This window comes from Devosia sp. 2618 (assembly GCF_040546815.1).
Lineage (GTDB): Bacteria > Pseudomonadota > Alphaproteobacteria > Rhizobiales > Devosiaceae > Devosia.
Genome location: NZ_JBEPOO010000001.1, coordinates 1,202,008 through 1,220,638, shown reverse-complemented (window position 1 = coordinate 1,220,638; position 18,631 = coordinate 1,202,008). Strand labels below are relative to the sequence as shown.

General features: G+C 60.2%; 25 protein-coding genes. 5 read left to right on the top strand and 20 right to left on the bottom strand.

Annotated elements, in window-relative coordinates; genetic code table 11:
- Positions 1 to 3 precede the first annotated feature (3 nt).
- Both folB and folK read left to right on the top strand, forming a co-directional pair.
- Complete coding sequence (gene folB, locus ABIE28_RS06180) at positions 4 to 390, top strand: dihydroneopterin aldolase (RefSeq protein ID WP_354061105.1); 387 nt, start codon at positions 4 to 6, stop codon at positions 388 to 390.
- Positions 390 to 833, top strand: a complete 444-nt coding sequence (gene folK, locus ABIE28_RS06175) for a 2-amino-4-hydroxy-6-hydroxymethyldihydropteridine diphosphokinase (protein WP_354061104.1) — start codon at positions 390 to 392, stop codon at positions 831 to 833. The genes folB and folK overlap by 1 nt, the downstream gene beginning before the upstream one ends.
- Here the strand turns inward: folK and ABIE28_RS06170 are convergent.
- The 4 genes from ABIE28_RS06170 to crcB are packed head-to-tail and all read right to left on the bottom strand — an operon-like array spanning position 830 to position 3,637.
- Positions 830 to 1,609: an ATP12 family chaperone protein gene (locus ABIE28_RS06170; protein WP_354061102.1), complete on the bottom strand. Its 780-nt coding sequence runs from the start codon at positions 1,607 to 1,609 to the stop codon at positions 830 to 832. The genes folK and ABIE28_RS06170 overlap by 4 nt on opposite strands.
- A 5-nt stretch (positions 1,610 to 1,614) precedes the next feature.
- Entirely contained in the window at positions 1,615 to 2,277 is a 663-nt protein-coding gene (locus ABIE28_RS06165; RefSeq protein WP_354061100.1) for an HAD-IA family hydrolase, read from the bottom strand.
- The gene (locus ABIE28_RS06160; RefSeq protein ID WP_354061098.1) at positions 2,274 to 3,260 is read right to left on the bottom strand and encodes an RluA family pseudouridine synthase; all 987 of its coding nucleotides are present in this window, start codon (positions 3,258 to 3,260) and stop codon (positions 2,274 to 2,276) included. Before ABIE28_RS06160 ends, ABIE28_RS06165 begins: the two co-directional genes overlap by 4 nt.
- A complete protein-coding gene (gene crcB, locus ABIE28_RS06155) occupies positions 3,257 to 3,637 on the bottom strand; it encodes a fluoride efflux transporter CrcB (RefSeq protein ID WP_354061096.1) in 381 nt (126 codons plus the stop codon). Before crcB ends, ABIE28_RS06160 begins: the two co-directional genes overlap by 4 nt.
- 99 nt (positions 3,638 to 3,736) lie before the next feature.
- Between crcB and ABIE28_RS06150 the strand changes: the two genes are divergently transcribed.
- A complete protein-coding gene (locus ABIE28_RS06150) occupies positions 3,737 to 4,855 on the top strand; it encodes a patatin-like phospholipase family protein (RefSeq protein ID WP_354061094.1) in 1,119 nt (372 codons plus the stop codon).
- Here ABIE28_RS06150 and ABIE28_RS06145 read toward each other — a convergent pair whose 3' ends face one another.
- From ABIE28_RS06145 to ABIE28_RS06135, 3 genes are read right to left on the bottom strand one after another with little or no spacing between them, the layout of a single operon-like run.
- Positions 4,856 to 6,169: a replication-associated recombination protein A gene (locus tag ABIE28_RS06145; protein ID WP_354061092.1), complete on the bottom strand. Its 1,314-nt coding sequence runs from the start codon at positions 6,167 to 6,169 to the stop codon at positions 4,856 to 4,858. It abuts the gene before it with no gap.
- A gap of 21 nt (positions 6,170 to 6,190) precedes the next feature.
- Positions 6,191 to 6,415 (bottom strand): hypothetical protein, encoded by a 225-nt coding sequence (locus tag ABIE28_RS06140; protein ID WP_046138398.1) that lies wholly within the window; start codon positions 6,413 to 6,415, stop codon positions 6,191 to 6,193.
- Between the two features lie 56 nt (positions 6,416 to 6,471).
- Complete coding sequence (locus ABIE28_RS06135) at positions 6,472 to 7,944, bottom strand: Do family serine endopeptidase (RefSeq protein ID WP_354061090.1); 1,473 nt, start codon at positions 7,942 to 7,944, stop codon at positions 6,472 to 6,474.
- A gap of 200 nt (positions 7,945 to 8,144) precedes the next feature.
- On the opposite strand from ABIE28_RS06135, the gene ABIE28_RS06130 reads away from it, so the two are divergent.
- Both ABIE28_RS06130 and ABIE28_RS06125 read left to right on the top strand, forming a co-directional pair.
- Complete coding sequence (locus ABIE28_RS06130; RefSeq protein WP_354061088.1) at positions 8,145 to 9,326, top strand: type III PLP-dependent enzyme domain-containing protein; 1,182 nt, start codon at positions 8,145 to 8,147, stop codon at positions 9,324 to 9,326.
- Positions 9,327 to 9,425: 99 nt separating this feature from the next.
- Positions 9,426 to 9,968, top strand: a complete 543-nt coding sequence (locus ABIE28_RS06125) for an AAA family ATPase (protein WP_354061086.1) — start codon at positions 9,426 to 9,428, stop codon at positions 9,966 to 9,968.
- Here the strand turns inward: ABIE28_RS06125 and ABIE28_RS06120 are convergent.
- The 13 genes from ABIE28_RS06120 to rplF form a co-directional block, all read right to left on the bottom strand.
- Positions 9,965 to 11,002 (bottom strand): NAD-dependent epimerase/dehydratase family protein, encoded by a 1,038-nt coding sequence (locus ABIE28_RS06120; protein WP_354061084.1) that lies wholly within the window; start codon positions 11,000 to 11,002, stop codon positions 9,965 to 9,967. The two genes, ABIE28_RS06125 and ABIE28_RS06120, sit on opposite strands and share 4 nt — an antisense overlap.
- A gap of 58 nt (positions 11,003 to 11,060) precedes the next feature.
- Entirely contained in the window at positions 11,061 to 11,588 is a 528-nt protein-coding gene (locus ABIE28_RS06115) for a hypothetical protein (RefSeq protein WP_354061082.1), read from the bottom strand.
- Positions 11,589 to 11,781: 193 nt separating this feature from the next.
- On the bottom strand, positions 11,782 to 12,207 hold the full coding sequence (gene rplQ, locus ABIE28_RS06110; protein ID WP_354061081.1) for a 50S ribosomal protein L17: 426 nt from the start codon (positions 12,205 to 12,207) through the stop codon (positions 11,782 to 11,784).
- Between the two features lie 31 nt (positions 12,208 to 12,238).
- Entirely contained in the window at positions 12,239 to 13,264 is a 1,026-nt protein-coding gene (locus ABIE28_RS06105) for a DNA-directed RNA polymerase subunit alpha (protein ID WP_354066412.1), read from the bottom strand.
- 100 nt (positions 13,265 to 13,364) lie between these two features.
- Positions 13,365 to 13,757 carry a 30S ribosomal protein S11 gene (gene rpsK / locus ABIE28_RS06100; RefSeq protein ID WP_354061079.1) on the bottom strand — a complete coding sequence of 131 codons (393 nt, stop codon included), beginning with the start codon at positions 13,755 to 13,757 and terminating at the stop codon, positions 13,365 to 13,367.
- Between the two features lie 81 nt (positions 13,758 to 13,838).
- Positions 13,839 to 14,207 carry a 30S ribosomal protein S13 gene (rpsM, locus tag ABIE28_RS06095; RefSeq protein ID WP_354061077.1) on the bottom strand — a complete coding sequence of 123 codons (369 nt, stop codon included), beginning with the start codon at positions 14,205 to 14,207 and terminating at the stop codon, positions 13,839 to 13,841.
- A 174-nt stretch (positions 14,208 to 14,381) separates the two neighbouring features.
- Positions 14,382 to 14,951 carry an adenylate kinase gene (locus ABIE28_RS06090; protein ID WP_354061075.1) on the bottom strand — a complete coding sequence of 190 codons (570 nt, stop codon included), beginning with the start codon at positions 14,949 to 14,951 and terminating at the stop codon, positions 14,382 to 14,384.
- On the bottom strand, positions 14,948 to 16,288 hold the full coding sequence (secY, locus tag ABIE28_RS06085) for a preprotein translocase subunit SecY (RefSeq protein WP_354061073.1): 1,341 nt from the start codon (positions 16,286 to 16,288) through the stop codon (positions 14,948 to 14,950). The genes ABIE28_RS06090 and secY overlap by 4 nt, the downstream gene beginning before the upstream one ends.
- 129 nt (positions 16,289 to 16,417) lie before the next feature.
- Positions 16,418 to 16,918: a 50S ribosomal protein L15 gene (rplO, locus tag ABIE28_RS06080; RefSeq protein ID WP_354061071.1), complete on the bottom strand. Its 501-nt coding sequence runs from the start codon at positions 16,916 to 16,918 to the stop codon at positions 16,418 to 16,420.
- A 13-nt stretch (positions 16,919 to 16,931) separates the two neighbouring features.
- Positions 16,932 to 17,120, bottom strand: a complete 189-nt coding sequence (rpmD, locus tag ABIE28_RS06075; protein ID WP_354061070.1) for a 50S ribosomal protein L30 — start codon at positions 17,118 to 17,120, stop codon at positions 16,932 to 16,934.
- Positions 17,121 to 17,144: 24 nt separating this feature from the next.
- Entirely contained in the window at positions 17,145 to 17,678 is a 534-nt protein-coding gene (gene rpsE, locus ABIE28_RS06070) for a 30S ribosomal protein S5 (protein WP_354061068.1), read from the bottom strand.
- 22 nt (positions 17,679 to 17,700) lie between these two features.
- The gene (gene rplR, locus ABIE28_RS06065) at positions 17,701 to 18,063 is read right to left on the bottom strand and encodes a 50S ribosomal protein L18 (protein WP_354061066.1); all 363 of its coding nucleotides are present in this window, start codon (positions 18,061 to 18,063) and stop codon (positions 17,701 to 17,703) included.
- Positions 18,064 to 18,075: 12 nt separating this feature from the next.
- Positions 18,076 to 18,609: a 50S ribosomal protein L6 gene (gene rplF, locus ABIE28_RS06060; protein WP_354061064.1), complete on the bottom strand. Its 534-nt coding sequence runs from the start codon at positions 18,607 to 18,609 to the stop codon at positions 18,076 to 18,078.
- Between the last annotated feature and the right edge of the window lie 22 nt (positions 18,610 to 18,631).

Below are 18,631 nucleotides of genomic sequence, written 5' to 3'. Positions count from 1 at the left end.
CACATGGCCATGCCATTCACGGGCGACCGTATCATCCTGAAAGATCTAGGCTTTTACGGCTATCATGGCCTGATGCTTGAGGAGAAAGCGCTGGGCCAGCGATTCTTCATCGACCTCGAATGTGGTGTCGATCTATCCGGCCCGGCCCTTACCGACAGCATCGGCCGCACTGTGTCGTATGCCGACATCTACGATGTGGTGAAGGCCGCGTTCGACACGCGCCGCATGCACCTCATCGAGGCGGTGGCCCAGAACATCGTCGACGCGATCTTCCAGTCGTTTCAGGACGTGAACTGGATCATCATTCGCGTCCGTAAGCCAGAGGCACCAATCGCCATGGTCCGCGGCGAAGCCGCTATCGAGCTGCATCGCCAGCGCCCGACTGCCTGATGGCCAGTGCCTGGCTGAGCCTTGGCGCCAATATCGGCAGCCCGTCGGAACAATTGGCTGAAGCCGTGCGCCGCATCGGCGCGCATCCTGAGATTTCGGTGGAGGCGCAATCCACAGTGCTCACCACCAAGGCTTGGGGCAAGACCGATCAACCCGACTTCGCCAATATGGCAATAGCGGTGCAAACCAGTCTCGGACCGCAGGAACTGCTCGATGTGGTGCTTGGTATAGAATTGGCCATGGGCCGCGTGCGCGACGAAGTCTGGGGGCCGCGGCTGATCGATATCGACATCATCGCCTATGAGCGGGTCGAACTCCGGTCACCGCGCCTGAACCTGCCACACCCCTATGCGCATGAGCGCGCCTTCGTGCTCGATCCGCTGCAGGAGATTTCGCCGGAGACGGCCGCCTGGGTTATCGCCACGGCGGCCAAACCGGCCTAGCTGCGCAGTGCATCCAGCACGGCGACGGCGGTGTCGAACTCAACCCGACGCATGGCGCGACGATCAGCGGCTTCCTCGTCCTGCCCCCACTGGGCAATCTGATAGTCCTCGTCCACATGGGCAGCGTGCCACACCTGGTCGGGCGAAAACAGTTTGTGCCACAGGCCGATTGCCAGAAGCCCCGAACCCGTCAGGCCGGTGATGGACACAAGCGCGGTGAGCGTCAGCAGGCCTTCGGTCTCGAGCACTTCGGCCAGGCGATCCAGGGTCGGCTTTGGTTGCGACTGGTGGATAATCCCCACGGTCGGCTGGAAGCTCACGCCAAAATGACGTGCCAGCGTCACCAACGCCTTGTCCCAGGCCAGTTCCTGCTCGGACACCAGCTCCTGCGGCGTCTCGGCGCGATAGAGCATCAGATCGCCACTGGCGAACTTTATAATCTCCTCGCGGAAGGCGGGCACCATGTCTTCGCCGCTCTCGACGGCGGAATTGACAAGACGAACGGTCGGCATAGTCGCAGGGTTGATGAACTCTTCCTGCGCCGCCCATTCCTCAGCCATCGCCGTGGCAATCGTGGCGGCCGGGACGATCACCGGGATCTTGTGGCCGGGCGTGCGAACCTGACGACCATCCAGCGTCACGACGAATCCGCCATCGACCGGCGCCACGCCCACATCCTTGTAGAACCGCTTGGGCAGTTCGACCTTGTTGAGGTGCTGCGCGCGGCCATAGCCGGCGTCGAGGTTTTTCTGAATGTCGTCGAGCTGGTCGCGCATGGCTTTTAGTCCAGAAGTTTGTTGATCGCGTCGACGAGCTGGTCGTAGCGGTCGATCATTGTGTCGGCACCCACCGCGATCAGCTCGCGCGGCTCATGATAGCCCCAGGTCACGCCGATGGTTTTGCACCCGGCGGCCACGCCCATTTCGATATCGAAGGTCGTGTCGCCGATCATCACGGTCTGCTCGGGCGTAGCACCGGTCTCGCGCATCGCGCGCTCCAGCATGCCCGGATGTGGCTTGGATGGATTGTGGTCAGGCGTCTGCAGCGTGACGAAATCCTTGGTCAGCCCATAGAGGCCCAAAATCCGGTTCACACCGGTCAGCCCCTTGCCCGTCGCGATCCCCAGGATCACATCCGGCAAGGCCCGCAGTTCGTTCAAGGCATCCAGCGCGCCCGGAAACAGGCCTTCGCGATTGCCATCTGTCAAAAGCGCGGCGCGATAATGAGCACGGTAGTCATCGACCAATTGGTCGATCAGCACCTGATCGTCGGTCTTGGCCAACGTGGCCATCGCCATGGGCAGCGACAGGCCAATGACGCGCCGCGATTCGGTCGACGTTGGCACCGGCAGGCCGCGCCCGGCAAAGGTCGCAGCCATATGTTCCGATATCAGCGCGTGCGTATCGATCAGCGTGCCATCCATGTCGAAGACGACAAGTTTCATACGCCGTCCTCCGGATCGTTCGTCACATCGTAACGGTCCGCGTCAAAGCCCAGCGTTTCAAAGCTCGCCCGCATATGCGGTGGCAATGGCGCCGAAATGTCGAGACGCTTGCCGTTACGCAGCGGGATCGCCAGACGGCGCGCATGCAAGTGCAGGCCCTCGCTCAGGCCCGGTGCGCCCTGCCAATTCTCGATATTGAAGTAGCGCGGATCGCCAATGATCGGCGTGCCAAGCTGGGCCATATGCACGCGCAGCTGGTGCGTGCGGCCGGTCACCGGCTTCAGCGTCACCCAGGCAAAGCGGCGGCTGGCCGTGTCCGTGGTCGAATAATAGCTCATCGAATGCTGCGCGCCGGGCGTGCCGTTCTTAACGACAACCATCTGTTCGCCATCGGCGGTGGACTGCCGCGCGAGAAAGCAAGAGATTTCGCCCTGCTGTGGATGCGGGTTTCCGGCGACGATCGCCCAGTAGATTTTGCGCGCCGAACGCGAGCGGAACACCGTGCCGAAATGGCTGGCGGCCTGACGCGTCTTGGCGACGACGAGACAGCCCGACGTGTCGCGATCGAGACGGTGCACCAGACGTGGCGCCTCGCCCTTGCTGTTGGGCAGGCTTTTCAGCATGCCGTCGAGATGGCGCTTGGTGCCGCTACCGCCCTGCACGGCAAGGCCATGCGGCTTGTTGAAAACGTAGATGTCGTCATCCTCATAAAGAATGAGGCTACGCAGGAAATCGGCGTCTTCGTCGTTGACACGAACGGGCTTGGGCGTGCCGGGATCATCTACCGGCGGGATGCGTACGGTCTGGCCGGGCGACAAGCGCGTGCTCGTCGTCACCTTGGCCTTGTCGACCTTCACTTCGCCATTGCGGATCAGCTTTTGCAGCCGCCCAAAACCCAATTGCGGGAAATGGGTGGCAAACCAGCGATCGACACGCATGCCGTCTTCGTCGTCTTTCACCAATCGCTGTTGAACGCCACTCATGCCACGCCTCGGGTCACCAAAAGCCCGAGATAAAGCCCAATGAGACAAACCACAACCGACAACAGCACATAGAAGCCAGCCTGCAGCAGTTCGCCACGCTCAATCAGCCGAATAGCATCCAGCGAAAAGGCCGAAAACGTCGTAAAGCCGCCCAAAATACCGACCGCTGCAAACAAACGAAGATTCTCGGCGCCCGGCCCGGTCTGGCGCGCTATTGCGCCCATAAATAGGCCCATCAGCACCGAGCCGACGATATTGATCAGCAATGTCGCCAGCGGAAATCCCATCGGCCACAAACGGCCAACCAGCAGCCCTGCCCCATAACGCGCCACGGCGCCAAGGCCGCCGCCGATTCCGACGATCAGGAGGGTTTGCATTTCAACAGTTCATCAACCATGCGGACAACATTCCTAGAGCGGTAGGCTTGCGTTACCCTCAGTTACCATATGTTGCGGCGAAATTTCAGGGGAGTCGTCGTGCAGGCCAATACCATGTTCCGCTTTGGTGCGGTTGTCGCATTGTCACTTGCTCTGATAGCCTGTGTCCCCACGCTCAAACGCGCTCCTCATGCCTCTAACTTGGCAGTTGAGGCGATTATCCCCGCAGACCAAACCATCCGTTACTGGGGTGATGACGATGCGTTCCTCGCCCTTCACGCCAAGGTAAAGCCGGGCCACGACGGCGTTGTCGACTACCTGACCCTTTCGGGCGGCGGCATCAACGGCGCCTATGGCGCAGGCTTCCTCGTAGGCTGGACGGCCAAGGGCACCCGCCCCGAATTTGAAGTCGTCACCGGCATCAGCGTTGGCGCCATGATCGCGCCCCTCGCCTTCATCGGCCCGCAATATGACGAGCGTCTCAGGACGGTGTTCTCCAGCATTACCCAGCAAAAGGGTCTCAACGTCAATTTCGTGTCGGCACTGTTTGGCGCGCCGTCGATCCTCGACAACAAAATCGTGCTGTCCGCGATCCGCTCGCTGATCGACCAGCAGGCGCTTGACGCGATTGCTGCCGGGCACCGCGATGGCCGCCGCCTCTATGTCGGCACCACCAATATGGATGCGCAGCGCCCGGTGATCTGGGACATTGGCGCCATCGCCATCAGCAACATTCCCAACAAGCTCGATCTCGTGCACCGGATCATTCTGGCGTCGACGGCAGTGCCAGGCGTGTTTCCGCCCATCCTGATCGACGCTCAAGCCGGTGGGCAGCAGATCAGCGAGCTGCATGTCGATGGCGGCGTGACCCAGCAGGTCCTGCTCATGCCGGCCGGCCCGCGGTCCAGCTACGGCAACCGCAAGCTCTTTGTGATCTTCAACGGCGTGGTCGATCCGCAACCGGCCACGAGCACCAAGCTTGCCAGCCTCGACCTGCTGCAGCGCGCCGTGCCGACCATGTTGAAATATCTCGGCCGCGCCAATCTCGAACAACTGGCCAATATCGCGCGCCGCAGCGACATGACGTTCCAGCTCACTGCTATTCCCGGCGACTATCCGGAAGCCGAGAGCCTGTTGGGCGACAAGCTATGGCTGCAGCAACTCTACGACTACGGTTTTGGCGAGGGCAAGGCAGGTGTCTGGCACCAGTCGCTCTAGCTAGTCCTGCTCGCGCTTGGCGGCGCGCAACCGCTCGAAGTACTCGACGCGCTTCTTGAGATCGCGTTCGAAACCACGCTCGACCGGCTCGTAGAATTTTTGCCGTCCCAGCTTTTCGGGAAAGTACTCCTGCCCCGAAAAGGCCTCGGGGGTGTCGTGGTCATAGATATAGCCATCGCCATAACCCGAGCCCTTCATGAGCTTGGTTGGGGCGTTGAGGATGACCATGGGCGGCATCGGCGAGCCAGTCGCCTTCGCAAGGCTCATCGCCGCCTTGAACGCCGTGTAGACGGCGTTAGATTTCGGCGCGAGCGCCAGATAGACCACCACCTGCGCTAGTGCCAGTTCGCCCTCGGGCGAACCGAGCATCTGATAGGAATCGCGGGCCGCCACTGCCATCTGCAGGGCCTGCGGATCGGCTAGCCCGATATCTTCAGACGCCATTCGGATCAAGCGGCGCGCCAAGAACAGCGGATCTTCACCGGCATCGAGCATACGCGCGAAATAGTAGAGCGCGGCATCCGGGTCGGAGCCCCGGATCGTCTTGTGCAGCGCTGAAATCAGGTTGTAGTGGCCGTCCTGCGCCTTGTCGTAAATCGGCGCGCGGCGCTGGATCACCGTCAGCATGGTGGCGGCGTCCATGGTCTCGCCCGGCTTGGCAGACGCCAGAACCTCCTCCACGAGGCCCAGCAGTGCCCGCCCGTCGCCATCAGCCAGCGTCAGCAGCGTCTGCCGCGCCTCGGGCTCCAATGGCAGCGCAGCACCCGTCAGCGCCTCGGCACGCGTGACCAGATTTTCGAGATCTTCCAGCCCAAGCGATTCAAAGCGCAGCACCTGACTGCGCGACAGCAAAGCGGCATTGAGCTCGAACGACGGATTTTCAGTGGTCGCGCCGACCAGCACGACCGTGCCGTCTTCCATCACCGGGAGAAAGCCATCCTGCTGCGCGCGGTTGAAGCGGTGGATCTCGTCGACGAACAGCAGCGTCTTGTGGCCAGACAGGCGCTCGAAGCGCGCTTTGTCGAAGACCTTCTTGAGGTCAGCCACCCCGGAGAACACCGCGGAAATCTGCTCAAAGCGATAGCCGATCTGATCGGCAAGAAGCCGCGCAACGGTGGTTTTGCCGGTGCCAGGTGGGCCCCAGAGGATGAGGGACCCCAGACGGCCAGAGGCGATCATGCGGCGCAGCGTGCCATCCGGGCCGAGCAAATGGGTTTGCCCGATCACGTCATCGAGCGTCTGTGGGCGCAACTGATCGGCCAGCGGTCGCGCGCGGTCGGTTTCGGAGGGGTCGGCGGCGAATAGATCGGACATGGAGCGAGTTCTAGCCGATTGCTATCGCCGTCTCCAGCGGCGAACGACACGAAAACCCAGCAGCGTGACTTTGGCAGTCAGCCAGAAGGATAGCAGCACGCCGAGCACGCCTGCAAACATCAGCATGGCCGGATAGATCGCCCCCGACAGTTCCCATGCCGAAAGCGGCCCGGGCGTCGGCAGTACGTAGATGGCCCATGCCGCCGCCATCAGCACAAAAACGGCGCAAAAAATGTAGATGACCATCCCCATAGCCGGACCTTATCCCATTCACGCCGGCCTTCCAGCTCTGCCCCGCGCCGCTATCCACCGACAATGCTGCGAATAACCTGTCCGCCGCGCTGCAGCACGACCTGCCATGTGCGCGTGCGGGTCGACGCGGTAGCGGAAAAGACCTTGGCCGTATCCATCGCCGTGTTGTTGAGCGACATGATGACGTCGTCCACCCGGAGGCCCATCTGGGCTGCCGGCGAGCCCTGTGCCACATCGGTGACGATGACGCCCTTGGCGTCGTAGGACAGCCCCTTGGCCTCAGCGAGCGCTGGATCGATCTGGCGCACGCTGGTCCCGGCGAATGCTGAATTGCCGGAAATCGTGGCGATCGCGTCGTCGGCGGGCACAGGGGCAGCTTCAACGGTGAAATTGACCGTCTCAGACGCCCCGCTGCGCAGACGGACGAGCTGGGTTACCTGCCCCACAGGCTTGGTGGCGAGGCGGAAATTGAACGAGCTTGGATCATCGACCGCAATCCCATCGACCGAGAGGATCACGTCGCCAGCGGCAAAGCCCGCGCGAGCGGCCGGACCGTTTGGCGCTGTCTCGGTGATCAGCGCACCATGCGGCGCATCCATCCCGAGGCCTGCGGCAATGTCGGACGTTACCGGCTGCATCTTGGCGCCGAACCATGGACGGATGATCGCCGTGCCGGTGACGCCGGCATCTGCCACCAGGCGGGCCATATTGGCCGGGATGGCAAAGCCGATGCCGACCGATCCACCGGTCTGCGAATAGATCGCGGTATTGATGCCAACAAGGTGTCCGTCGAGATCGACGAGCGCGCCGCCCGAATTGCCTGGATTGATCGCCGCATCGGTCTGGATGAAAAACTCGTAATTGGAGCTTTCTACGCCGGTCCGCGCCAATGCGGACACGATGCCACTGGTGACGGTTTGGCCGACACCAAACGGATTACCGATGGCCAAGACGAGGTCGCCCACTTCAAGGCTATCGGAATCGGCGAAAGTGATCGCCGGAAACGTCACCTTGCCCGGATCGCGAACCCGAAGCACGGCGAGATCGGTCTGCTCGTCCTCAAGCACGATATCGACGGGAAACTCGCGCCCGTCCGACAGGGCGATGCGAACATCGGTGGCGCCATCGATGACGTGGCGATTGGTGAGGATAACCCCGCTCGCCTCGGTGATGACGCCGGACCCTAGCGACTGGGATTCGCGCGGCCTCGACTGAAACTGCCCCTGCCCAAAAAAGCGCTGGAAGAACGGATCATTGGCGAAGGGCGACGTGGACTGCGCTTCGATGCGCGTGGCGTAGACATTGACCACCGATGGTGCCACGGCTTTCACCACCGGCGCAAAGCTCAGTTTGGTTTGCTGTTCGCTGGTCGGCACCTGTCGGGTTGTGTCCGGTGCAGCTGCTGGTGCGGGCGCTGCGACCTGAGCGATACTGGGCCCGTTGAACGGCGCAAAAGCCAGCGTGCCGCCAATAGCCAGAGTAGCAATGACCGCGGCAGCAATGATCAGCGAGCGTGTCGACATCGAACCAACCTCCGGCATCTGCGTTAGACCTACTGCGGGGCCCACGACCAACCCCACCAAAACGCCCGGAATCTGTCACGATAAAGGCGTCACGCCCCCGTCGTATTTGCAGGCCAAATAATCATTTGCGCCAGGGGTCACACGGCCCTATATGCAGCGCTCGTTTTCACGCTTTCCCAGCCCCGAAAGGCCAGTCGTCGATGACCACCGAGCCGAAGCACGTTTACCCGAACACCTCTGCCCTGATTGCGGCGGAATCGCCGGATTTTCCGGCTTTCCTGTTCTCCGAACGCGAGCTGCATAAGGCCACAAAGGTGTTCAAGAAGGGCTTTGACGGGCTGCTGACCTACGCGGTCAAGTGCAACCCATCGCCCCACATCATCGCTCAGCTGCACAAGGAAGGCCTCAAGGCGTTCGACGTGGCCTCCAATACCGAAATGGAACTTGTGCGTGATTACGCACCGGGTGCCGTCATGCACTACAACAACCCGATCAAGAACAAGCGCGAAATCGCCCGTGCTTACGAAGAGTTCGGCGTTCGCTCCTTCACCATCGACCATCCCCAGCAGCTCGACCAGCTGGCCGCTGTCGTGTCGCCATCGCGCGACGTGGAAGTAACCACCCGTTTCAAGGCCGGCAAGGCGCTCAAGTCCTATGACTTCGGCATCAAGTTCGGCGTCATGGAACAGGGCGCGGCTGAAATCGTCAACGCTGTCGAGCGGATGGGCTACACACCAAGCCTCTGCTTCCACGTCGGCAGCCAGTGCGAAGACGCTTATGCCTATGAGCGCCATATCGCTGCGGCAGCCCGCATCGTCGATGAAGCCGGCATCGAACTGAAGCGCCTCAATATCGGCGGCGGCTATCCAGCCCCCTACCCGACCAGCGAAGCGCCGCCGATGGACTATTATTTCGAGACCATCTCGACCGCTGTGAACGACCACTTCGGCGAGAAGCGCAAGCCAGAACTCATCATCGAGCCAGGCCGTGCGCTCGTCACGTCCTCGACCTCGCTCCTGCTGCGCGTAAAGCATCAGCGCGGCGGCCAGTCGGTCTATGTTAATGACGGCGCCTATGGCAGCCTGATGGAAGTCAAGTTCATGCACTTCACCCCGCCGGTCCGCGTCTGGCGCGGCCCACGCGTGCATGACAATGATGCCGAGTTCTCCGAATTCACCATCTGGGGCCCAACCTGCGACAGCTATGACGTGCTGCCACAGGTGTTCACCCTGCCGGCCGATATCGATGAAGACGACTGGATCGAGTTCGGCCTGATGGGTGCATACACCCAGGCCTCGCTGACCCCGTTCAACGGCTTCGACCGCCGCGACCAGTTCTGGGTCGATGAAGTCTACACCGGCAAGGACCAGCAGCCGGAATAACTCGGTTTTCTACCAAACAACGATCCCCGCTCCGGCGGGGATTTTCGTCTGACCCTACCGCTTTTCCACCCCGATCCTCAAAACCATATCGGAACTGAAATGCACACTATCCCGCCTCTCGCCGATCTCGGCGAACGCATCATGGTGCTTGGCCTCACCAACTCCGGCAAATCCACACTGGCGGAAGCCATTGGTCGGCGCACTGGCATCCCCGTCGTCCATCTCGATCAATTTCGCCATCTGCCCAATACCAATTGGGAAGAACGCAGCGACGAGGCGTTCAAGGAGCTGCATGACGCCGCCGTCGCGACCGACGCGTGGATCATGGACGGAAGCTATTCCAAGGTCATGGCTCCACGTCTGGAACGCGTCACCGGCATGATCGTGCTCGATGAAAGCCTTGCCGTGCGGCTGCGACGCTATCTGTTGCGCTCGGTAGTTCAGCGACGACGCGCGGGCGGGCTGGAGGGCAATCAGGACTCGATCCGCCTCCACATGCTCGGCTGGCTCTGGAAAACACGCGACCGCGCGGAAGGCATCAGAAACTTCGCCCGCAGCAGAGGCGTGCCGCATGTCTTTTGCCACAACCAGAGCGAACTAGAAGGGCTCTATGAGGCGTGGGGACTGACGCGGCAGGACTAGACCTTCGGCTTCAACAGCCCTAGCCGGATCAGACTCGCTGCAGTGGCCAGAACGGCATCCTTGCCGGATATGAAGCGACGCCCCAACAACGCCTCGCCCTTGTCGCGCGAATAGTGCTTTTCATTGCCGATATCGTTGATGATCTGCCGCATAGGACCGCCGAAGCGCGCGAGCAGCTTGATGATCCAGTCAGGCAATGTCTTCTGGGTGATGTTTCGCTCGGGATAGGCCTCGGCCAATATCCGGCCTACCTGGGGGAATGGGATATAGTCCGAGGCCGCCAGATAGCGCTGGCCGACAGTTTCCGGCTGCTGCAGCGCCGCGACATGCATCGCGGCCACATCGCGCACATCGACCACAGAAAACCCGTTGCTGGGCATTACTGGTGCTGAGCCATCCAGCACCCCCGAAACCATCTGCAGCGATGTGCTGACATCGGCGTCCAGTGCTGGACCGAGGATCGCGCCTGGATGGATCGTCGTCAGCGCCAGATCCTCATTGCGCGCATAGGCCCAAGCGGTCTGCTCGGCCATGGTCTTTCCGATGCAATAGGCCCAGCTGAAATACATACCATCGAGATCAGTGAAGTCATTCTCGGCGTAGGTCTGCCGACCGGCCACCAGACCATGCCCATAGCCCACTGTGGCGACAGAGGAGGTCATGACGATCCGCTTTACACCTGATGTCACAGCGAAGCGCAAAACCCGCTCAGTGCCCTCGAGAGCCGGACCAACGACGACCTGCATGTCCTTGGGTTCTTCGTCCACGAGATGCGCAGCAACATGAACGATGGCGTCGATCCCCGCCATGGCCTCGGCCCAACGGTCGTCGCGCATCAGGTCGAGCCGGATGAAGGTCAGCCGGGATAGAGCCTCCTCCCCCACATGCGCCCTGACCGCGGCTCGAACGGCCTCGGCACGGCTCTCCGAACGCACGGTGCCCCGCACGCTGAAACCGGCCCGCAGCAACTCCAGAACGGTCCACTTACCGACAAAGCCATTTGCGCCGGTGACCAGAACAAGACCTGACTGCATCGGAAGAATCCAAGAGTGATTTGCACCAGAATGAAGCCCAGCGCAGGCGAGTTGTCTATCAGAACCAGAAGAACGCCAGCAGCAACATGAACACCCCAAATCCACCGACGAACATACCCACAAGTACCTCTGTGAGGTCTCGGTCAGTAAATGACACCTCGCTGCTGGAGGCCGGGTTCTGGATCATCTCAAACGTCATGCCTACCTTTGGCACCGAGCCGATATCGCTCTCGGACAAGGGCAACGAAATCGTTACCGATTGCCCCGCCCGCGTGACCCGCACATCACCCTGGTAAATCCGGCGCATGGTCCACCTGCGGTCAGCATTATCGCGCCTGAACTGAGCGACCTGATCACAACCCACAAACACCGACCTCGAGCTGGCACGACGGGAATATCCGGTACTGGTCATCTCGCAACGTATGTCGACAGACAGCACCTGCGCCGTCGCAACCGGCCAGCGGCTCTTCTCCAGCCCACTGTGCAAAAAGTACCCAGCGATCAGGAAGGCGATGAATGCTGCAATCAAGGTGACCTGGTGCCCTGACAACAACGGCTCATCCCGATTGTACCAAAGATAGATCAAAACCCTGTCCCCGCACGCCGTCACAGATATAGGGCGAGGACTTTTCGAAGTCGCTTAACGAGGCCGACCAGTGACTAACAACCAGCCACCAGCGTTAAACAAGAGTCACTCACCCCAGCCAAATTACGCGCAAAGAAAAGGGCAGCTGCGGTGAACGCAGCTGCCCAAAATTATTGGTCGAAGAGTTTGAAGCTTACGCTGCTTCGTACTCGTCGTCCTCACGAACCTGCACTGGACCGCTATCGAGGCCCTTTGCATTGACGTCGCGATCGACGAATTCGATCACAGCCATAGGCGCGTTGTCGCCATAGCGGAAACCAGCCTTCATAATGCGGATGTAACCGCCCTGGCGTTCCTTGTAGCGTGGGCCGAGAACGGCAAACAGCTTCTGCACCTGGCCTTCATCGCGCATCTGAGCGATTGCCTGGCGACGAGCATGCAGGTCGCCGCGCTTGCCGAGGGTGATCAGCTTCTCGACGATCGGACGCAGGTCCTTCGCCTTTGGAAGCGTGGTAACAATCTGCTCGTGCTTGATCAGCGCGGCGGACATATTGGCGAACATAGCCTTACGGTGGCTGGCGGTTCGGTTGAGCTTGCGGCCGGAATTACCGTGGCGCATGGGAGTCTCCTAAAAGCTTGGCAGCGCGGGATCAGTAGTGATCTTCGTAGCGCTTTGCGAGGTCATCGATGTTCTCGGGCGGCCAATTGGCCACGTCCATCCCGAGATGAAGCCCCATTTGTGCCAGGACTTCCTTGATTTCATTGAGCGACTTGCGGCCGAAGTTCGGGGTCCGCAGCATCTCGGCTTCCGTCTTCTGGATAAGGTCGCCGATGTAGACGATATTGTCGTTCTTGAGGCAGTTGGCCGAGCGCACGGAAAGTTCGAGCTCGTCGACCTTCTTGAGCAGAGCCGGGTTGAAGGCCAGTTCTGGAACGGCATCCTGTGCCTTTTCCTTGCTGGGCTCTTCGAAGTTCACGAACACCGACAGCTGATCCTGCAGAATACGCGCAGCGAACGCCACGGCATCTTCAGGCGACAGCGCGCCGTTGGTCTCGACCTGCAGGGTCAGCTTGTCCTTGTCCAGGCTTTCACCTGCACGGGTAGCATCGACCTTGTAGCTAACGCGACGAACTGGCGAAAACAGGGAGTCAACCGGAATGAAACCGATTGGCGCGTCTTCGGGGCGGTTCTTGTCGGCAGGAACGTAACCCTTGCCGGTGTCGACGGTGAATTCGATGTTGATCTCGGCGCCGTCGTCGAGATGGCAGATCACCAGCTCGGGGTTCAGCACTTCGATGTCACCGGTGACCTTGATGTCGCCGGCAGTAACGGCACCTGGGCCCTGCTTGGAGAGGGCCAGACGCTTCGGACCTTCGCCACCCATCTTCAACGCGATTTCTTTCACGTTGAGGACGAGGTCGGTGATGTCTTCCCGCACGCCCGGAAGCGACGAGAATTCATGCAGGATGCCGTCAATCTGGATTGCGGTAACTGCCGCGCCCTGAAGCGACGACAGCAGCACGCGACGAAGAGCATTACCAAGGGTAAGCCCGTAACCGCGCTCAAGCGGCTCGGCAACTACCGAGGCCACGCGCGCGTTGTCGCTGCCCGAAACAATCTCCAGCTTGGTCGGCTTGATCAGTTCTTGCCAGTTCCTCTGGATCGTCACGGTTATGTCCTTTCAAAATTGCGGCCCCAGCCCGAGCCGCTCCGCCGCAAACGCAATAAGACTCCCGGCCCATTCAATCGGCCGGGAGCTCTTCAATCGGTCTAGATTAGACGCGGCGCCGCTTGCGTGGGCGGCAGCCATTGTGCGGGATCGAGGTCACGTCACGGATCGAAGTGACGTTGAAGCCAGCAGCCTGCAGAGCGCGGAGAGCAGATTCACGACCCGAACCTGGGCCACGAACTTCGACCTCAAGGGTCTTCATGCCGTGTTCCTGCGCCTTCTTGGCAGCATCTTCAGCAGCGACCTGAGCCGCATATGGGGTCGACTTACGCGAGCCCTTGAAGCCCATGACACCCGACGAGGACCACGAGATGGTGTTGCCCTGCATGTCAGCAATGGTGATCATGGTGTTGTTGAACGAAGCGTTCACGTGGGCAACGCCCGAAGTGATGTTCTTGCGTTCCTTGCGCTTAACGCGCGCCGTTTCAGTCTTAGCCATGTAATTCCTCTAAACGATATCAGCGCTGCCGTTAGCAGAGTGCCCCGGCAGCTACATCGAAGAACCCGAAAGAACGGGTTCTTACTTCTTCTTGCCAGCGATTGGCTTAGCGGGCCCCTTACGGGTACGGGCGTTGGTGTGGGTGCGCTGACCGCGGACCGGAAGGCCACGACGATGACGCAGACCACGGTAGTTGCCCAGGTCCATAAGACGCTTGATGTTCATCGCTACGTTACGACGAAGATCACCTTCCACGATGTAATCGCGGTCGATAGCTTCACGGATCTGGATGACTTCCGCGTCGGTCAGCTCGTTGACCCGACGCTCGGCCGGAATACCGACCTTTTCAGTGATATCCTTGGCGAACTTTTCGCCGATCCCGTGGATGTACTGAAGCGCGATGATTACGCGCTTGTTCGTCGGGATATTGACGCCAGCAATACGAGCCACGTCTGCTCTCCTTCATTCAGCGCGAACCATCACGGCTGGCGCCCTAAAACAACAAGGGACCGGAATTCGACCCCACCTTTGTGGAAAACCGAATCCAGCCCAATAATCCATGAGACTGACGCGGTTCTTTAAGGATTCGGCGCCGCAGAGTCAACTGCGAAACCCAATCCGTAATCAGTGTGCGATTGCTGCCTTGATGGCCGCAGTCACCTGATCGACTGGATCCATTCCGTCGACGGCCTTCAGCAGGCCCTCTTCGGAATAGTAAGCGACCAGTGGAGCGGTTTGCTCCTGGTAGACGCCGAGGCGCTTGCGCAGCACTTCCTCATTGTCATCGGCGCGAGCGCCGCCCGATTCCTTGGCGCGCTGGATAACCCGGCGCACCAGCTCGTCGGCATTTGCCTTGATCTCGATGACCGCGTTGAGCTTGACGCCCTTTTCGATCAGCATCTGGTCCAGTGCCTCGGCCTGCGCAATGGTGCGCGGAAAGCCGTCGAGGATAAAGCCAGGCTGGCAATCCTCAGCATCAAGACGTTCAGAGACAATTCCGTTGACGATGGCATCAGATACCAGGTCGCCACGATCCACGATTGCCTTGGCTTCCAGACCCAGTGGGGTCTTTGCCGCAATGGCAGAGCGCAGAATGTCACCAGTGGACAGTTGAGGGATACCGAAGGCTTCGACTAGAATCTTGGCCTGGGTCCCCTTCCCCGCACCTGGCGGCCCGAGCAGTATCAACCTCATCGACGCTTGCCTCCTCCAAGACGGGACTTCTTCACGAGCCCCTCATATTGCTGGGCGATCAGATGGCTCTGGATCTGGCTAACCGTATCCAATGTCACCGTCACCATGATCAGCAGTGATGTACCGCCGATGAACTGACTGATCGCCAACTGGCTGAACAGCACTTCAGGGATCAACGCGACAACCGCAAGGTAGATGGCGCCGATAACCGTGATACGCGTCAACACATAGTCGATATGTGCCGCCGTGCGCTCACCCGGACGAATGCCCGGAATAAAGCCGCCGGAGCGCTTCAGGTTGTCAGCAGTTTCCTGCGGATTGAACACGATCGCCGTATAGAAGAAGGCGAAGAAGATGATGAAGAACGCAAACAGCGCCAGATAGAGCGGCTGACCGCGACCCAACAGGGCCGTGATGGTCGACAGCCAAACCGGAGCGTTACCCTGCGCCGCGAATGACGCAATGGTAGCTGGCAGCAGCAGCAGCGACGAGCCAAAGATCACCGGGATAACGCCGGCGGTGTTCAGCTTGAGCGGCAGATGCGAGCTGTCGCCCTGGAACATCTTGTTGCCAACCTGACGCTTTGGATACTGGATCAAAAGGCGTCGCTGAGCGCGTTCGAAGAACACGATCACGGCGATAACGATCAGAGCCAGAACCAGCATACCGATACCGGCAATACCTGGGATTGCGCCAGTACGGCTCAGTTCCAGGGTCTGCGCGATAGTGGTCGGCAGGTTCGCCACGATACCGGCGAAAATGATCAGCGAGATACCGTTGCCAACGCCGCGTGCGGTGATCTGCTCACCGAGCCACATCAGGAACATGGTGCCGCCAACCAGCGTAATCACGGTCGAGATACGGAAGAACCAGCCTGGGTTCAGAACGACACCCTGGCTTGCCTCAAGGCCAACGGCAATGCCGTAAGCCTGGACGGCGCAGAACACCACGGCGAGATAGCGGGTGTACTGGTTCATCTTGCGACGACCGGCTTCCCCACCCTCTTTCTTGAGGGCTTCGAGGCGCGGCGACGCGGTCGACACCACCTGCACCACGATGGATGCGGTAATGTACGGGATCAGGTTGAGGGCAAAAATTGCCATGCGCTCGACGGCGCCACCGGCAAACATGTTGAACATGCCGATAATGCCCTGCTGCGACTGTTCGAAAGTCGCACGGAACGCATCCGGGTCGATACCCGGCACCGGAATGAACGTGCCCAGACGATAGACGAGCAGCGCGCCCAGTGTGAACCAGATGCGCTGCTGCAGAGCCTTCGCCTTGGAAAAGGTCGAAAAATTAAGATTACGTGCCAGCTGTTCGGCTGCGGACGCCATGTATCGCTCCCTATGGCTTCAATGCCAGGTGCGCTCGGAGCGCTTCGGGAGCATAGGCATCTATTTCCCTAACGCAACAAACCAAAAAAGCGCACCCGGCCAACAGCCGGGTGCGCCTTGCCGAATGAATTAACCGGCGTATGGGGTCTTCTTCCAAGGCGCCTTAGCCTGGATAAGATCGAGCTTGCCGCCTGCAGCTTCAATAGCAGCAGTCGCACCAGCCGTAGCGTAATTGACGTTGAACGTCACATTCTTGGCGGTGAAGCCGGTCGAACCGATCAGGCGCACGCCGTCCTTAGGACGACGGATCACGCGGGCAGCGATCAGCGCAGCAGCGTCGATCACAGCCTTAGCGTCGAGCTTGCCGGCATCGATGTAGGCCTGAAGACGGTCAATGCGAACTTCATTCCAGTTGCCTGGGTTCAGGGCATTGAAGCCGCGCTTTGGCATACGCATGTGAAGGGGCATCTGGCCGCCTTCAAAGCCGTTGATTGCAACGCCGGAGCGCGCAGTCTGGCCCTTGCCGCCGCGACCACCGGTCTTGCCCTTGCCCGAACCAATACCACGGCCGACACGAATGCGGACCTTGTTGGCGCCGGGATTGTCGCGAAGTTCATTCAAACGAGTCATGACGTGCTCCCTCTTACTCGCCGATAACGCGGACGAGGTGCGGAAGCTTGTTGATCATGCCACGAACTTCTGGCGTATCGATCAGCTCGCGCTGCTTGTTCATCTTGTTGAGCCCGAGACCGATAAGGGTCGCGCGCTGCACTTTATCGCGGCGAATGGGCGAACCATACTGCTCGACGATCAGGGTTTTCTTCTCAGCCATTTTGTTTCTCCGTCCTCAGCCGGATCAAGCTTCGACCGCAGTCTCGCCGCGGCGAGCCTGAAGTTCCGAAACCTTGAGACCACGGCGGGCCGCAACCGAGCGAGGGCTATCGACGCGCTTGAGCGCATCAAAAGTTGCCCGCACCATGTTGTATGGGTTGGCAGTGCCCTGAGACTTGGCAACGATATCGTTGATGCCAAGGGTCTCGAACACAGCACGCATTGGGCCACCAGCAATGATGCCGGTACCGGGGACAGCTGCACGCAGGATCACCTTGCCGGCGCCGTGGCGGCCAGCAACGTCATGGTGCAACGTACGCGCATCGCGCAGTGGCACACGGATCATGGTGCGCTTGGCTGCCTCGGTAGCCTTGCGGATTGCTTCTGGAACTTCACGGGCCTTACCGTGACCAAAGCCAACGCGGCCCTTCTGGTCGCCAACAACAACGAGTGCGGCGAAGCCGAAGCGACGGCCGCCCTTGACCACCTTGGCCACACGGTTGATGTGGACCAGGCGATCGACGAATTCGCTATCGCGATCTTGAACGTCTCTGCTCATAATTCTCTTTCCTTGCCGTGTTCTAGAACTGCAGGCCGCCCTCACGGGCAGCGTCTGCAAGGGCCTTCACACGGCCGTGATAGATGTATGCGCCACGGTCGAAGATCACTTCGGCAACGCCGGCCTTAGAACCACGCTCTGCGATCAGCTTGCCGATCGTAGCTGCAGCTTCTGCGGTTGCGCCATTCTTGACCTCGGACTTGACGTCCTTGTCGAGTGTCGAAGCGGCAGCGATGGTGCGACCCGTCGCGTCGTCGATGATTTGGGCGTAGATATTCTTGTCCGAACGGAAAACCGACAGACGTGGACGACCGAAGGCACGAGCCTTGAGCGCCTTGCGGACACGAGCCTTGCGGCGCTCCGCACCTTTTGCACTGATAGCCATTGCAGGCGCTCCTTACTTCTTCTTGCCTTCTTTGCGGAAGACGTACTCGCCAGCATAGCGAACGCCCTTGCCCTTGTAGGGCTCTGGCTTGCGCCACGCGCGAATATCGGCCGCAACCTGGCCAACCTGCTGCTTGTCGATACCGGTAATGACGATTTCCGTCGGAACCGGGACAGCCAGCGTAATGCCCTGAGGGGCCTGATAGATCACTTCATGGCTGAAACCAAGCGACAGCTTGACGTCCTTGCCCTGCAGTGCTGCACGATAACCAACGCCCTGGATGGCGAGCTTCTTTTCGAAGCCGGCCGAAACACCAGTAACGATGTTCTGGAGCAGCGCACGGGTCGTACCCCATGCAGCGCGGGCAAACTTAGTGTCGTTGGTGGGCGAAACCACCAGGCCGTCGTCGGTCTGCTCGACATTGATGACATCCATCAAGTCGATGCTCAACTCGCCCTTCGGGCCCTTGGCGGAAACGGTACGACCATTGATCGTAACCGTAACGCCGCTCACCGGTGCAACCGGTTTCTTGCCAGTACGTGACATTCTATAATCCTTGAGTAATCGT